Below are 15,143 nucleotides of genomic sequence, written 5' to 3'. Positions count from 1 at the left end.
ATTCGGGTGTCAGTCAGAGACTAAGTAAGGATTGATTTCATGGCGGCAGAACGCCCCAACAAACCAGCCAGGCCAGCCAAGGACAACGTGGGTCAGGGTGGGCCAGAGCGTATTCAGAAATTGCTTGCCCGGGCGGGCATCGGTTCGCGCCGGGAAATTGAAGGGTGGATGGAAGCCGGCCGCCTGATGGTCAATGGGCAACCGGTGGCGCCTGGGCAGAAAGCGACTGTTGAGGATCGCTTCGAACTCGACGGCAAGCGACTGGAAGTGTCCGGGGCGGCGGAAGTGATGCGCCGGGTACTGATCTATAACAAGCCGGAGGGTGAGGTTACCACTCGAAAGGATCCCGAGGGGCGGCCGACGGTGTTTGATCGTTTGCCACGTCTCAAGGAGCACCGGTGGATTTCCATCGGACGGCTGGATATCAATACCACGGGCCTCGTGCTTTTCACCACAGACGGCGAGTTGGCGAATCGCCTGATGCACCCGTCCAACCAGATTGATCGGGAATATGCGGTGCGGATCTTCGGGGAAGTGGACGACGCGATGATCGAGCGCCTGCTTCAGGGCGTTCTCCTGGAAGATGGCATGGCCAAGTTTACCGATATCTCTCCGGCCGGCGGTAGCGGTATAAATCGGTGGTTCCACGTTACCTTGCTGGAAGGGCGCAATCGGGAAGTGCGTCGCCTTTGGGAATCCCAGGGTGTTCGCGTCAGTCGGCTGAAACGCGTGCGCTACGGGCCGATCTTCCTGCCGAGCAGGCTGACCGTGGGCAAATGGGAAGAGCTGGATCAGCGGGCAGTAGACACTCTGAGTCGGACGGTTGGTCTCGAAGCGGTTGAGATCCCCCAGAAAACGCCAAATGAGAAAGCGGCCCACGACCGCCAGAGGCGGAAAAGCCCTGGGCGGTCCGGTAAGAAAACCCCCGGCAACAAATGGGCTGTCAGCGACACCAAACCTGCCAAACCGGCGGGGCGTGCTCCCAAGCCAGAAAGAGCTCGAAGCAAGACGCCCCGGGGCTGATCGTTACGAAATGGTGGCAAACACCCGGGTGCAGTTACGGCCCTGGTGTTTGGCACGGTAAAGTGCCTCGTCTGCCCTTGCCAGCCATGCCTGGGGGGCCTCTTTGGGCAGGAATGTGGCAACGCCACAACTTGTTGTGACCTTCAGCTCCTTCTCTCCGCCATCAACCCGGATGGCGGTGATCGCTTCGCGAACTCGCTCCGCCACATCCCTGGCATCCTGCTCCGAGGTATGCGGGAGCAAGATAGCAAACTCCTCGCCGCCAAAGCGGTAGACTGAATCTGATGTTCGGATCGACTTCTCGATCTCGGATGCTGCCAATTGCAGAAGATGGTCGCCAACTACATGGCCGTGAGTGTCGTTGACCGTCTTGAAGTGATCCAGATCGCAGAGGACGAGCGAGTAGGGCTCGCCATGGCGCTCCGATAACAGGCTGGAGCGTTGCAGAGCGTCGTCCAGGGCGCGTTTGTTGGGTATGCCGGTCAGGGAATCGGTCAGGGATGCCTGCTCAATGGCCACGTACTGGCAGGCGTTGCGAATCGGGCAGATCGCCGCGCTCAGAACCATCTCGACGCCTTCCAGCTCCTGTTCCGAGAACCTCTGCCGGCGTTGCAGTACCAGGGTCCCATAATTGACACCTTCAAGGCTCAACCGGTACTCGCAACGGTGTGGGCCTCCCATGCCTGTGGCATAGACGAAATCCTGTTTCCCGATCCGGTGCCGGTAGTTGAGGGCACCGAAAGGAATAATGGCGACCAGTTCTTCGGCCAGGATCGCCAGCTGTTGTTCCAGCGACAGGGTGGTGGACAGCCGGCGCGTCAGCCTGGTGAGTACATCCGGCGTGTTGTTCCAGTCGTGATGTGCCTGACGCAGCGCAGCCAGCTTTTGGGGCTGGGAAGGAGACTTTTGGATCGACGGTATGTTTTTCACTACGGTTCACTCTGTCGCAGAAGTTTACAGTGCTCTGTTTGTCCAAAGCAGAAACCGTGCCTAATCAATAAAGATCAATAAAAACATACAGTAACAAAGAAAAAGTCACTTGAATTCTTATTGTCCGGTGACAGTTCACGAACTGCCGTCAAAAAACCGGCAGTGATTTGCCGCGACATTCCTGGGCTGTGCAAAATGTCAGACAAGGGGTGGGGCTATAGATTCCCTGTGGTAAACTTCTGCGTTTGAAATCGTGCCGTCTTCAGGAATGAGTGACCAACTTTATGAGGTTTCAGGCCCCGGAAAGTCTGTCTGAACAAATTGCCCAGCATCTGGGGCAACGAATCATCACGCGAGACCTCAAGCCCGGCGAGCGCATTCAGGAATTGAAGGTGTCGGGAGAACTGAATGTCAGCCGTGGCTCTGTGCGGGAAGCGTTACTCATTCTCGAGCGCCGCCATCTGATCGAGATTTTCCCCCGGCGGGGAGCGGTGGTCTCCAGCCTGACGCCAGAGAGTGTCAACAGCCTGTATGACATCTACATCGATCTGCTGTGCATGCTCGGGCGAAAGGTGCTTGAACGCTGGTCCGGTAAGGAGCTCGGCGGGGTCATGGGCCAGGTGCGCGAATTGCAGGCAGTGATTGATGCTCTCAACGCTACCAGCGCGGACGCCGCCGAACAGGTTATTGACGCCGGTTTCGGGGTTATGCGCTACGCTTACGGGCTGGTCGATAATCCCTTTCTCGAGGAAACTCTTGAGAATTTTCGACCGGCTATCAGCCGCACCTATTTCGTAGCTCTGGAGCATTTCCGGGAAGAAATCGCTGAAACAGCTTTCTTCTTCCGCCAGCTGGCAGATGCAGCAATCAACGACGACGCCGAACGTCTCCAAGCGGCGATTCAGGCCTTTGGAGAGCACCAGAGGCAGCAGGTGTTGGCGATACTACGGCAGGAAGCGAGCGCCTGATATGCGTCTGAAGTCCATCAAACTGTCTGGCTTCAAATCTTTCGTTGATCCCACCACGGTTCCGTTTCCATCCAACATGACGGCTGTGGTCGGCCCCAATGGTTGTGGCAAGTCCAACATCATCGACGCGGTTCGGTGGGTTATGGGTGAAAGCTCCGCCAAGTACCTGCGCGGCGAATCCATGACCGACGTCATTTTCAACGGTTCCAGCGCAAGAAAGCCCGTGGGCCAGGCCTCCATTGAGTTGGTCTTTGATAACAGCGATGGTTCCGCGCCCGGTGAATTCGTGAAATTCAACGAAATCTCCGTTCGTCGCCGGGTTTCCCGGGAAGGGCAGTCCGAGTACTTCCTGAATGGCTCCAAGTGTCGGCGCCGTGACATTACTGATCTGTTCCTGGGTACCGGCCTGGGCCCGCGGAGCTACGCCATCATCGAGCAGGGCATGATCTCCCGATTGATTGAGGCCAAGCCAGAGGAACTCCGGATCTACATTGAGGAAGCCGCGGGTATATCGAAATACAAGGAGCGGCGCCGGGAAACGGAAAACCGTATCCGTCGCACACAGGAAAACCTGGAGCGGCTGACGGATCTGCGGGAAGAACTTGGCCGGCAACTGCAGCACCTTGAACGCCAGGCGGCAGCGGCGGAAAAGTACAAGGCTTACAAGCAGGAAGAGCGCCAGAAAAAAGCCGAACTGACGGTGCTTCGCTGGCAATCCCTCGACACTGATTTGCAAAGCTGGCACGGCAAGATCCGGGATACCGAACTCGAGCTCGAGAAATACCTCACCGAGCGCGTCAGCCTCGAGACGTCCCTGGAATCCTTGAGAGACAATCATCACGAACGCACCGAGCATTTTAACCGGGCACAGGCCCGCTATTACGAAGCCGGTGCCGATATCGCCCGTATTGAGCAGAGCCTCGAGCACCAGCGTGAACGAAGCCGGCAAACGGCGGCGGAACTGGACCAGGCAATGGCCAACCAGCGCGAACTGGCCAGGGAACTGGAGCAGGATGAGGACAAGCTGGCGGGTATCCAGGAAGAGCTCGACATGATGGAGCCCGAACAGGAAGCGCTGGCGCTGCGCTCCGAGGAATCGGGCGAGAAACTGCAGCAGGCCGAAGACGCGATGAGCGACTGGCAGCACCAGTGGGAAGATTTCAGCGCCCGCTCTTCGGACGCCCGGCGCCAGGCGGAGCTGGCCCAGTCCAGGATTCGTTCCCTTGAAGATGCCATTGAGCAGTTTATGGCTCGCCAACGCAAGCTCAAGGATGAGCAGGAATTGCTGGAAGGCCAGATGGATCGCGCGGAACTGGAAGAGTTGCTGGAGCAACAGGAAACACTGGAACTGAAGCGCGAAGAAGCGGCCGAGCGCATTGCTGCGATTCAGGACGAGCTTTACGACGCCCGGCAGCAGCAACGGGACGCCGAGCAGACCGTTTCTGACGAACGCCAGAGGGTCCAGAGCCTCCGCGCATCCCTGGAATCTCAGCAGGCGCTGCTGGATGAGCAAATGGGGGCCGGGGATGATGTTCTGCAATCCTGGCTTTCACAGAACGCACTGAGCGATATGCCCCGGGTGGCCAGTCAGCTCAACATCGCCGATGGCTGGGAGTTTGCCGTTGAGCAGGTTATTGGGCGTTTTACCCAGGGCCTTTGCCTTCCCGACATTGACCAGCTTTCATCCGCCATGAGAGAGGCACCAAGGGGGCTTGCCCTCGTTGAAGCCGGAGCGGCTGTTGATACGGGCAATACCGGCCTGGCGGCGAAAGTTTCAGGTGTACCGGGAATTGCCTCCTTGCTTCGCGGCATCGACGCGGTAGAGACCGTCGCTGACGCCATAGGTATGCGATCTGCCCTTGGGGACGGGCAGAGCCTGATGACACCGGAGGGCGTCTGGGTGTCCCGGGAGTGGGTCCTGATGCCCGACTCGGACGCCGGCCAGGTCGGTGTGATTGAACGCCAGAAGAAAGTGACCGAACTGAGCTCGCAACTGGCGGAAGCGGAGGAAGCACTGGAGGCGGCCAGTGAGCGACTGGAGGAACTTCAGGAGCGCACCGAACGCTCGGAATCCGCCAGGGACGAGGCCCAGACTCGTTTGAGCGAGGCGGATCGTGAGCTGAGCACCCTGTCGTCGAGGGTAAGTGGCCTGCGGGCCCGAGCCGAGCAGATTGATGCCCGTCTGCAGCGAATCCGGGACGATATTGAGGATGTCTCTGAAAACCTTGAGGGGCAGAAAGAGAGCCTGCAGGATGCCCGCGAAGAGTGGCAACTGGCACTGGCATCCTCTGAAGACAACGATGAAGAAAAAGAACGGCTTCTCGAGCAGCGCGACAGCCTGCGTGAGAATCTCGACCGGCTACGTCAGGAGGCCCGGCACGACCGTGACCACGCGCATCAGTTGCAGCTTCAGCTTCAGACTCTTCACAGTCAGCGTGACGGCCTCAGGCAGACCATCGACCGGATGCAGCTTCAGAAGGAACGCATCGATGAGCGCCTGGAGATTCTGAGGGAATCCCGGGAAAGCGCCGAGGAACCTATAGAAGATCTGCAGATGCAGCTTGAAGGACTGCTGGACCGTCGACTGGCGGAAGAGGAAAAGCTCGGGGCGGCCCGCGATTCCCTGGAAGAAATCGATCGGGAGGTCCGTGAAAAGGAGCAGGGCAGAAGCGGCACCGATCATCGCATTCAGGAAGTCCGGTCCCGGCTGGAAAAACTGAAGATGGAATCCCAGGCCCTGGAAATCCGCTCTGGCAACCACATTGAGCAGTTAAAAGAGCTGGACGTAAAGCTGCAGGATATTCTCTCCCAGTTGCCCGAGGGCGCGAACGAGAGAGACTGGGCGGACGAGTTGGAGCGCATCGGCAACCGCATTCAGCGGCTGGGCGCGATCAATCTTGCGGCTATTGAGGAATACCAGGTTCAGAGTGAGCGCAAGACCTATCTGGATTCCCAGCACGAAGATCTGATGGAAGCACTGGAAACACTGGACAACGCCATACGGAAGATTGACCGGGAAACCCGGCAGCGCTTCAAGGAAACCTTTGACCAGGTGAACGGTGGCCTCCAGGCTCTGTTCCCGAAGGTCTTCGGGGGCGGTAACGCTTATCTGGAGCTGACTGGCGAGGATCTTCTGGAAACCGGCGTTGCGATCATGGCACGGCCGCCCGGCAAGAAGAACAGTACCATTCACCTGCTGTCAGGCGGCGAAAAGGCCCTCACGGCGATCGCACTGGTGTTTTCGATTTTCCAGCTGAACCCGGCACCCTTCTGTATGCTGGACGAGGTAGATGCGCCGCTGGATGATGCCAACGTGGGCCGCTATGCCAACATGGTCAAGGAGATGTCCAAGCAGGTTCAGTTCATCTACATTACCCACAACAAGATTGCCATGGAGATGGGGGATCAGTTAATGGGTGTAACCATGCATGAACCGGGGTGTTCGCGCCTGGTGTCGGTCGATGTTGACGAGGCTGCGGCCCTCGCGGAGGCTTGAGGCTGCTCAGAAATCCGGCAACCATGACAAAAACGCCATCTGGCCCGGGTGCGCGTTGTATTCATTACGGGCTTTTCTTAGAGTAGCAACGTTACAGGATCTGCAAACAGGACAGCAGCACTATGTCACTTAGGGAATGGTTAATTGCCATCGGTACCCTGGTCATTATCGGCATTGTCATTGATGGCGTGCGCCGAATGCGGCGTGCCCGGAAGGAATCCATTGCGATTTCATCGGGTATGGGCGCTGATGAGCTTGAAGATTCGCCACTCGATGACGAATACAACCCCGAGTTGCCTAATGGCGGAGCAAGGACCATTTCCCGCGACACCCTTGAAGAGCGGGGCTATGTAAAGCGTGAAAAGCCCAGCCGATTCGGGTCTCCGAAACCCAAGCCGACCCGTCCGGTAACGGCCGCTGCCAAATCGGAGAAGCCAGAATCGCCAGAACCGGATCCGCAACCGGAAACCGAGTCAGTGGCCGAGCACTACGAAGAGCCTGTTGAGTCGGACTCCGATTTTGGGCTTTCCAGCCATGAGCCTGATGAAACCGAACTCGAAACAGGCTGGGGTGCCATCGAGGACGAGGTGGACGCCGTTCCGCCGATGGTCACGACTGAAGTGGAAGATGATACAGCCCGGCGCGAACCCTCACGACCCGATTCAGGTCAGCCCCTGGCAGGTGCGAATCGCCCCGAGGCCCGGGAAGTGATTGTGATCAACGTGTTGGCGAAGAGCGGTGAGGACTTCAAGGGACCGGCCCTTAAAAAGTTGTTTGAGGCCTGCGGTCTGGAACACGGAGACATGGATATTTACCACCGCCATGAAGAGTCCGATACCACCAGCCCCGTGCAGTTCAGCGTTGCTAACGCCGTTGAACCCGGTACCTTCAAGCCAGTGGACATGCCGGCCCTGACCACGCCCGGGATCAGCTTTTTCATGAGCATGCCGGGGCCCACCAATGCCCTGCAGGCGTTCGAATTCATGCTCGAGACTGCCCAGGCCGTGGTTCGTAACCTCGGCGGCGAGCTGAAAGACGAGCGCCGCAGCGTGATGACTCCTCAAACGATCGAGCACTGCCGCCAGAGAATTCGGGAGTTTGAGCGTAAACAGCGTTCCCAGAGAGTCTGAAGCCAGGCGTTAAAAGACGGCAAGATGCCCGGTTTGTTCCGGGCATTTTTTTGAGAGACGAGAGTGCCAGTCCATGAGCAAAGCCACGCCCGACATCATTCAGCGTGTTGAAGAACTCCGTTCGGCGATTGATGACCATAATTACCGCTATTACGTGCTGGATGACCCGCGTGTTCCCGATTCGGAATACGACAGGCTGTTCCGGGAATTACAGGCCCTTGAAACCGACTACCCGGAGCTGGCTTCCGACATCTCGCCCACCCGGCGGGTTGGAAGCGCCGCGGAAACCAGTTTTGAAGAAGTGGTTCACCGGCTGCCCATGCTGTCACTGGACAATGCCTTCAGCGAGGACGAACTCCGCGACTTCGACCGGCGGGTAAAGGATCGGCTCGGTATCAGCGAGGACGTGGAATACGTTTGCGAACCAAAGCTGGACGGGCTGGCGGTGAGCCTGCATTACGAGAATGGCGCCCTGACTACAGCCGCCACCCGGGGGGATGGCTATTCCGGGGAGGACATAACCGCTAATATCCGAACCATTCCCTCTGTGCCGCTGAAGCTCCGTGGCGACGACGTGCCCGATCTGGTGGAAGTCCGCGGCGAAGTTTACATGCCGAAGGACGGTTTCGAGCAGCTTAATCGCCGGCTGGCGGAGCGTGGCGAGAAGACCTTCGTTAATCCCCGTAATGCGGCGGCCGGCAGTCTTCGGCAGAAAAAGTCGACGGTAACGGCCAGGCGCCCGCTGGAAATGTGTGCCTACAGCGTTGCGGTCACGGACGAAAGCTTCTTGCCAGATACCCAATGGGATGGTCTCAAGAGGGTCCAGAGCTGGGGTTTTCGAATTAATCCTGAGATGCGCAAGGCTAAAGGCGTGGAGGAGTGCCTTGAGGCCTATAACGAACTGATGGCAAAACGGGACAGTCTCCCTTACGAGATTGACGGCATCGTGTTCAAGGTTAACCGGCTTGACCAGCAGAATGCTCTTGGTTTTGTCTCCCGGGCACCACGCTGGGCGATTGCTCATAAGTTTCCGGCACAGGAAGAGCTGACGGTTATCGAGGACGTGGAGTTTCAGGTCGGTCGTACTGGCGCTGTGACACCGGTTGCGAGGTTAAAACCCGTGTTTGTGGGCGGGGTGACCGTGAGCAACGCTACCCTGCACAACATGGACGAAATCCGTCGCCTGGACGTCCATATTGGCGATACCGTCTTTATCCGCCGCGCCGGTGATGTGATACCGCAGGTGGTCAAGGTGGTAACGGATAAACGTCCTCCAGGCGCGAAAGAAGTGGAGCTACCCTCACAGTGCCCTGTCTGCGATTCGGATGTCATCCAGATCGAAGGGGAAGCGGTTGCCCGGTGCTCAGGCGGCCTGTTCTGTCCCGCGCAGCGAAAGGAAGCCATCCGCCACTACGCTTCCCGGAAAGCCCTCGACATTGAAGGTCTGGGTGACAAGTGGATCGACATCATGGTGGATCAGGGCATGGTGGAGACCGTCGCCGACCTGTATCGCCTGACAACCGATGACCTGGTCAAACTTGAGCGAATGGGGGAAAAGTCGGCCGCCAATCTGGTTGCTGCAATTGATCGGGGCAGGGAACCGGTTCTGTGGCGTTTCCTGTACGCCCTTGGTATTCGTGAGGTGGGTGAGGCCACTGCCAAGGCCCTCGCGAGCCACTTCGGAACGCTGGAGGCCATTGCCGCAGCCGATGAGGAGAGCCTGCAAACTGTACCCGACGTTGGGCCGATTGTTGCGGGTCATATCCGTAGCTTTTTCGAGCAGACCCACAATCGCGAAACCCTGGATGCCCTGCGTGAAGCCGGTGTGAAGTGGCAGGAAGAGGAAGTCCGGGAGGGAGAGAAGCCTCTGAAAGGCCAGACCTGGGTGCTGACCGGTACGCTTTCCGGAATGACACGGGACGAAGCCAAAGAGAAGCTGGAATCCCTCGGTGCCAAGGTGGCCGGCAGCGTTTCCAAAAAGACGGCCTGCGTGGTGGCTGGTGAGGCCGCCGGTTCCAAACTGGCCAAGGCTGAACAGTTAGAGGTGCCTGTTCTTGATGAAACCGGGCTGGTGGCGTTGCTGGAAGAGCACGGCCTGGGCGCGGGCTAACCGAATCTGAGAACTCGCGCAGATCCCCTGCGTATCAAATTGGCTACCATGGCGTTGTTCTGTAACGGTGTGTAAACCGCCCGGTGTTTCTGCATCAACCGGGCGGTCCCACCATAACAACAAAGATTGCAACGGATTTTTTCATGGGCGCCGATTTTTACTCCCGCATTCATCCTGTTCGCCAACTTGTCGTTCTGGCTCTACTTTCGCTTGGGCTGTCAGGCTGCAAGACGGAAAAAGATCCCGATCAGCCCACCATTCTCGGCGTACCCCCGGTGTTTGCCTATCTCGGTGTTGAGTACTCCTACAACTTCGGGGCCTACGGTGGTGAGGGAATTCTTGATTACTCCCTCACCAACGCGCCGTCCTGGCTGGCGCTTGAGGACACCAGCAACAAGGCCCGGCAAGGCATAATAATGCGCGGCGTTCCCGGCCTCACCGGCGGTAGCAGAGGCGAGGCGGACCTGGGCAAGACCGAAGGCATCAACCTGGTAACAACCGACGGCCGCATGGCAGGCGCCCAACCGTTTGATATCGATGTGAAATACAACGTCATGTCTCTCGATGCCGAGCCGTTCACGGAGGGCGAAAGCCTGGAAATCCCGGCAAGCAACCGTGAGCAGTGCGCCTTGCCGGATCTGGAAACCGAGGGTGAGCACAGCTTTACTATCAATCTCTACAACGATGACGGCTCGGTCCCCGGTACCAGGGATCTGACACTTCCGACGCGCCGCGTCTTCGTCAAGGTTATCCTCGATCAACCGTCGGTAAGCCGCGTTGCGGTGGCCTTTGAGCTTCTGTCTGATTACGACGCATCCAGCTGCGACGTCGGATTCTCGCCTCCACACCAGAATTGCGATCACAGTGCCTCCAACGCTGGTGATGCTATTCCTGGTAAGGACATCGTTGGGTTGGGCAGCAACAGTCGGATGCCGCTGGACGAGACCGGTGAGAATGAGCTCGACTATATCGACTATGAGCTCGATGAACAGGGCTTCTATACCCGGGGTGTAATCACACTGGAACCAGGTATCACCGAATGCTTCCTCCCGCTTGAGGTGGTTGAGGACAGCTTTCCAGAGCCCGTTGAATCCCTCAGGCTGGCGCTTACCGAAGTGCGTTCCGGTCTGGCGGGTCTCGGAAGCGGTAACGGTGGCGTGGTCACCAATCTTTCCATTCAGGATAACGAGCCCGTTCTTTCTCTGGAAACCGTAAAAGGTGGCGGCCGGGACACCTTGAATGTTGGTGATGTGCGTGAGTACGTTGCCAGGCTCTCCGGCGACAGAGACCGGGATATCTTCGCCAAGCTCAACCACACTGAAGACTCCACGGCGCGGCTTGATTCCGAGTTCGTTATCGAGCGGCTGGAAGATGGTAACTGGGTTGAGAATGACGAACTGGTTTTCCCTGAGGGGACCGATGAAGTGCCTTTCCGGATACGGGTACCCGCTGGCAGGTACGCCAATCCGGCCTTCAGTGACCTATTCATATTGATGGGCATCAATGAGAACTTCCAGGCCGGCCGCGAGGACTACGCCCGGGCTGAATCTGACAACCTGATCCGGATCAGTCTTAACGAGCTGACATCGCCCCTCCCGCTGAATGATAGTGATGGCTTCGTGGCCACGGACATTGCGATGGGTCACGACGGCAGACTATTTGTTGCCGGCTACGACAGCCAGGATAACGACAGGGTGCTGGTGCGGATTTTCAACCAGCGTGGTGGGCAGCTACAGCAGGTTGCCATATCCTCTGCCGCTGACAGCCTGATCGCGCCAAATCCGGTCATTAACGTAGTACAGCGAAAGGTGACCCAGGGCGGGACCAAGGTAGACCGATTCGAGTTTGTTGTTGCTTACAGCACGCACCTACCGGTCGAGGGCACAACCGAACTCGGTGGCCAGGATGCCGTAACGTCTCTGTACTGGTTTGATTCGGCCACCAACGGGGGCGAGTACGTTCCAACCTGGACGACCCGGACCGGAACGGATGCCGACGATCAGGTGCGTTGGGTCGGAATCAACCGGAACAGCGGCTATATTGTCCTGGCCGGGGAAACTGCGGGCGTGTTTGACCAGCAGCAGACATCGGGTGGCAAAGACAGCTTCCTTCAGCGCATTGATACCGAGCTGGACGGCAATACCCAGCAGCCGGCTGTGGCTTGGACCCGTCAGGCTGGCTCCGCTGCCAATGACAGTGTCGCAGGGGGCAGTACCCAGTCCATCAGCCCGGCGTTGTTTGGTTCCGCAGCGGGCTCTGTGGAAGGGGCTCCCGTAATCGGAGGCATTGACGCCTTCTTTTTCAACGCGTCCAGCGCAACCAGCGAACTCAGTGTCAGCCAGATCGGCACTACCGGGGACGAACCGGTTTCCGCTGGCCTTTTCCAGGGCAGCATACTCTGGCTGATAGGCGCCAGTGACGGGTTGTACTCGGTGCTGGAGCAGGAAGAAGACAACCCTGTGCTGGAGCGAGAGTCGATCTCAAGCACTGCAGGGTTTCTTCTGGGGTATTCCTCCTCAGGCATCGTGAGTCGGGCGTTTTCCCTCAATGACGAAAACGATCAGGCCGCTGAAACTCTCCAGGGGTTGGCCGCTTTTGACGGCGACATGGTTGTCTCGGGTGCCACGGACGGAGACTTTGCCAGCGAAGGCGTTGTGTCCGGCCTGGAGCAGGGCATCGTCGCCCGGGTATCGCTGGTTCCGGAGGTGGAGGAGGCCCCCGGCTTCAGGAACAACTGGCGTTATCAGCTTGCCTTGGATAATTCGGAAATCCTTGATCTGGAGAATTACCGGGATGACGAGATTGTGGCGCTAAGCAGAGCCGGCAGCGATTGGTACGTGCTCCTGTTCAGCCCCGAGGGGCAACTACTGACTTCTTTGAACTAGGCAGCCAGGAGCTAAACCGTTCCCTCATGGCGACCGGCGCTGGCATATAGCCGCAGGTAATCGGTGCTGGTCACAATGCCCGCAGCTGTGCCCCTGGCGTCTACCACCAGAGCAGCGTTGAGCTGGTGGGCCAGCATCAGCCTCGCAAGTTGGTGGGCGTCGGTTTCGGGGGACGCTGTCAGGAAGGCGGGGAGCTCAATGTGAACCAGGCTCTGGTTCATGGCATTGGCTTCATGTTCGTGAAGCCAGCCAAGGAGCCAGCGCAGATCCACGAGGCCGGCCACGTTGTTTTCCGCCATGATCACCAGGTGATGAACCTGATGCTCATCCATCACTGATAATGCTTCGGAAATGGTTGCAGAGGCCTGAACTGTGAACAGGGTCGGCGACGAAATACTGGACACGGGCAGGTAAGGGCGGTCCTCACGGCGCTCCCCTGCGGCGGCTGCGCCGTACTCTTCCAGCGCCTTATACCGACCGGCATTGGCTGCCTGCTGAAACTCTGCGTCCGTCGCCTCACTCCTGCCGGGATTGATGGCCTGGGTTTCAGCCAGCTCAGTGACATCGCCTACGGGCCTTGCCCGGAATGTCTCCGGTAGTCGGGTTCCGACCGGGCGGCCGGGTTCGCTGACATAAATGGACATGGGTGCTCTCCGTGACTACGCCACTTTTCCAGTGGTTATCGGCAGTCTGACCGGAAACTTCAGCTGGAGTTTATTACGAAACCACCACATCCGTCTGGTATAGGCGTCGGGTTTCCAGACGTCTGACGAGGTTCGCCGGAAGGCAGGCAGGCTGCCCGGTAACCTGGTCGGCCAGATACTCGGCCAGTAGCGGCGCGTACGTCAGGCCTTTGCTACCAAGCCCGGTAAACAGGTAGAGGTCATCCAGGTTAGCGCTTTCGCCATCGAAAACTGGGCCTGCAACGGGTTGATAGTCATGGGTGGTGCAGCGAAAGGCAACCCGGCCATCCAGATCAATGCCACTCGGTTTGTCGCTTCTGGGAGAAAAAAGCGACGGCAGCATCGAACCGAGTTCGTGGATGTTCTCGTCATGGCTTTCGGTGGTAGGCAGCGGGTTGTTGTCATGAAGGTCAAAGGTGGCCCCGGTTACGGCGATATCGCCGAGGGCCGGGTTCAGGTACCGGTTGCCACAGATAACGGCGTTCGGGTTGATGACCGCTGGTGCCGGAAGGTGAGAAACCTGGCCACGTATAGCTTTAAGCCGAAAGTGTCCTTTTACCGGGATAAGCCCCGGGCTCAGATGGCCCGAGCTGATCACCGCCCGGTCGGCCGCAATGGTTTTCCCATCGTCCGCAGAGATATGCCATTTTCCGTTGCAGGGGAGCAGTCGTTTAACCTTCACGTGATATTCCGTGGAAATCAGCGGATGGTCTGCCAATTCCCGGCAAAGGTTGGCAGGTTCAAGCCAGCCACTGCCTGGAAACCAGAGTCCGCCGGACTCCGTGGGTACGCCTGAAATTGAACTGGCCTGCTCCCGGTTAACAGGCCAAAGAATGTCCCGGGGGTAATCGTTGCGTTGGAGGAATCTCTTCTGTCGGTCTTCTTCCTGCGGGCTGTGAGCCAACTGCAACAGGCCGGTCGGATGCCAGTGCTTGCCGCGCCAGTTGGCGTAAAAGCGTTGGGCAAAGGTCAGTGATGAAAGGGCCAGTTCGGTCTGGTCATTGAACTCCACGCCAAGCTTCACGTACAGGGCGCCCTGAGCGTTTCCGGACGCACCGGTGCCAGGCCCACCAGTGTCGATTAATTTCACCGGATAGCCCCGTTCCGCCAGATTTCGTGCCAGCGCACAGCCTGCGATACCCGCCCCAATGATGGCGATGGTTCCGGGGTCCTCGGGTTGAGCCGGCTCCTCAGCCTCAAGAATACCCTTCAGCATTTCCCGTTTGCGACCGTATCCCGAGGTTTTCTCCATGCGGAACCCGGCGTCGATCAGGGCTCGACGAATCCGGCCGACCGAGGTGAACGTCGCCAGGGTAGTGCCCGGCTTACTGTGGGCTCGGACCTGGTTAATGGTGGTTTCCAGCCACATATCCGGATTCCTGGCGGGGGCAAACCCGTCCAGAAACCAGGCGTCGGCGTGAAAATCCAGGGATTGCCAGGCGTCATTGATGTCGCCGAAAAACAGCGTCAGTCGAACCCGCCCTCCGGCCAGAACCAGTCGGTGAGCCCCTCGTACCAGTGGCGGGTAATGCGATAGTAATTCATCAGCCAGCACTTTTAACTCTGGCCACAAGGCCAGGGCCCGGGCAAGGTCCTCCCGGGTCAGGGGGAAACGTTCCACGGAGACAAAATGCAGGGTGGCGTTATTGGCTGGAGCCCGGCTCTGCCAGGCCTGCCAAGCTGCCAGAAAGTTCAGGCCGGTCCCGAAGCCGTTTTCGGCAATAACAAAACTTCCGCCCTCGGGGACCCGCGAGAAACGCTCCGGTAATTGATTATGCTTCAGAAAAACGTGGCGAGTTTCCTCCAGGCCATTGTCACGGCTGAAGTAGACATCGCCATACCGCTTCGATTCCGGGACCCCATCGTGCCAGGCAAGTTCAGCGGGCTCGATCCCCGGGGGCAAAGGAGGCCAGGTCAC

Annotated in this window: 9 protein-coding genes; 6 read left to right on the top strand and 3 right to left on the bottom strand. The window is 58.4% G+C overall.

All coding sequences use genetic code 11. The annotated features are described in order from the left end of the window. Positions 1-39 precede the first annotated feature (39 nt). Positions 40-1,023, top strand: coding sequence for a 23S rRNA pseudouridine(2605) synthase RluB (gene rluB / locus CFT65_RS12970; RefSeq protein ID WP_088828549.1), 984 nt, complete (start codon positions 40-42; stop codon positions 1,021-1,023). A 3-nt stretch (positions 1,024-1,026) separates the two neighbouring features. Here the strand turns inward: rluB and CFT65_RS12965 are convergent, their stop codons facing one another. Beyond that, complete coding sequence (locus CFT65_RS12965) at positions 1,027-1,953, bottom strand: GGDEF domain-containing protein (protein ID WP_088828548.1); 927 nt, start codon at positions 1,951-1,953, stop codon at positions 1,027-1,029. A gap of 284 nt (positions 1,954-2,237) precedes the next feature. Here CFT65_RS12965 and CFT65_RS12960 point away from each other — a divergent pair, with 284 nt between their 5' ends. The 5 genes from CFT65_RS12960 (at position 2,238) to CFT65_RS12940 (ending at position 12,542) form a co-directional block, all read left to right on the top strand. Beyond that, positions 2,238-2,921 carry a GntR family transcriptional regulator gene (locus CFT65_RS12960; RefSeq protein WP_088828547.1) on the top strand — a complete coding sequence of 228 codons (684 nt, stop codon included), beginning with the start codon at positions 2,238-2,240 and terminating at the stop codon, positions 2,919-2,921. A 1-nt stretch (position 2,922) separates the two neighbouring features. Further along, the gene (smc, locus tag CFT65_RS12955; protein ID WP_088828546.1) at positions 2,923-6,417 is read left to right on the top strand and encodes a chromosome segregation protein SMC; all 3,495 of its coding nucleotides are present in this window, start codon (positions 2,923-2,925) and stop codon (positions 6,415-6,417) included. Positions 6,418-6,539: 122 nt separating this feature from the next. Further along, a complete protein-coding gene (gene zipA / locus CFT65_RS12950; protein WP_088828545.1) occupies positions 6,540-7,547 on the top strand; it encodes a cell division protein ZipA in 1,008 nt (335 codons plus the stop codon). Between the two features lie 73 nt (positions 7,548-7,620). Next, the gene (gene ligA / locus CFT65_RS12945; RefSeq protein ID WP_088828544.1) at positions 7,621-9,657 is read left to right on the top strand and encodes an NAD-dependent DNA ligase LigA; all 2,037 of its coding nucleotides are present in this window, start codon (positions 7,621-7,623) and stop codon (positions 9,655-9,657) included. A gap of 143 nt (positions 9,658-9,800) precedes the next feature. Next, positions 9,801-12,542: a hypothetical protein gene (locus CFT65_RS12940; RefSeq protein ID WP_088828543.1), complete on the top strand. Its 2,742-nt coding sequence runs from the start codon at positions 9,801-9,803 to the stop codon at positions 12,540-12,542. Positions 12,543-12,553: 11 nt separating this feature from the next. On the opposite strand, the gene CFT65_RS12935 is transcribed toward CFT65_RS12940, so the two are convergent. Together CFT65_RS12935 and mnmC are read right to left on the bottom strand one after the other, a co-directional pair. Continuing rightward, entirely contained in the window at positions 12,554-13,186 is a 633-nt protein-coding gene (locus tag CFT65_RS12935; RefSeq protein ID WP_088828542.1) for a CBS domain-containing protein, read from the bottom strand. A 73-nt stretch (positions 13,187-13,259) separates the two neighbouring features. Next, positions 13,260-15,143, bottom strand: coding sequence for a bifunctional tRNA (5-methylaminomethyl-2-thiouridine)(34)-methyltransferase MnmD/FAD-dependent 5-carboxymethylaminomethyl-2-thiouridine(34) oxidoreductase MnmC (gene mnmC / locus CFT65_RS12930; protein ID WP_088828541.1), 1,884 nt, complete (start codon positions 15,141-15,143; stop codon positions 13,260-13,262).

The organism is Marinobacter sp. es.048, assembly GCF_900188435.1.
Classification (GTDB): domain Bacteria; phylum Pseudomonadota; class Gammaproteobacteria; order Pseudomonadales; family Oleiphilaceae; genus Marinobacter.
This window is presented reverse-complemented; position numbering and strand designations above follow the sequence as displayed.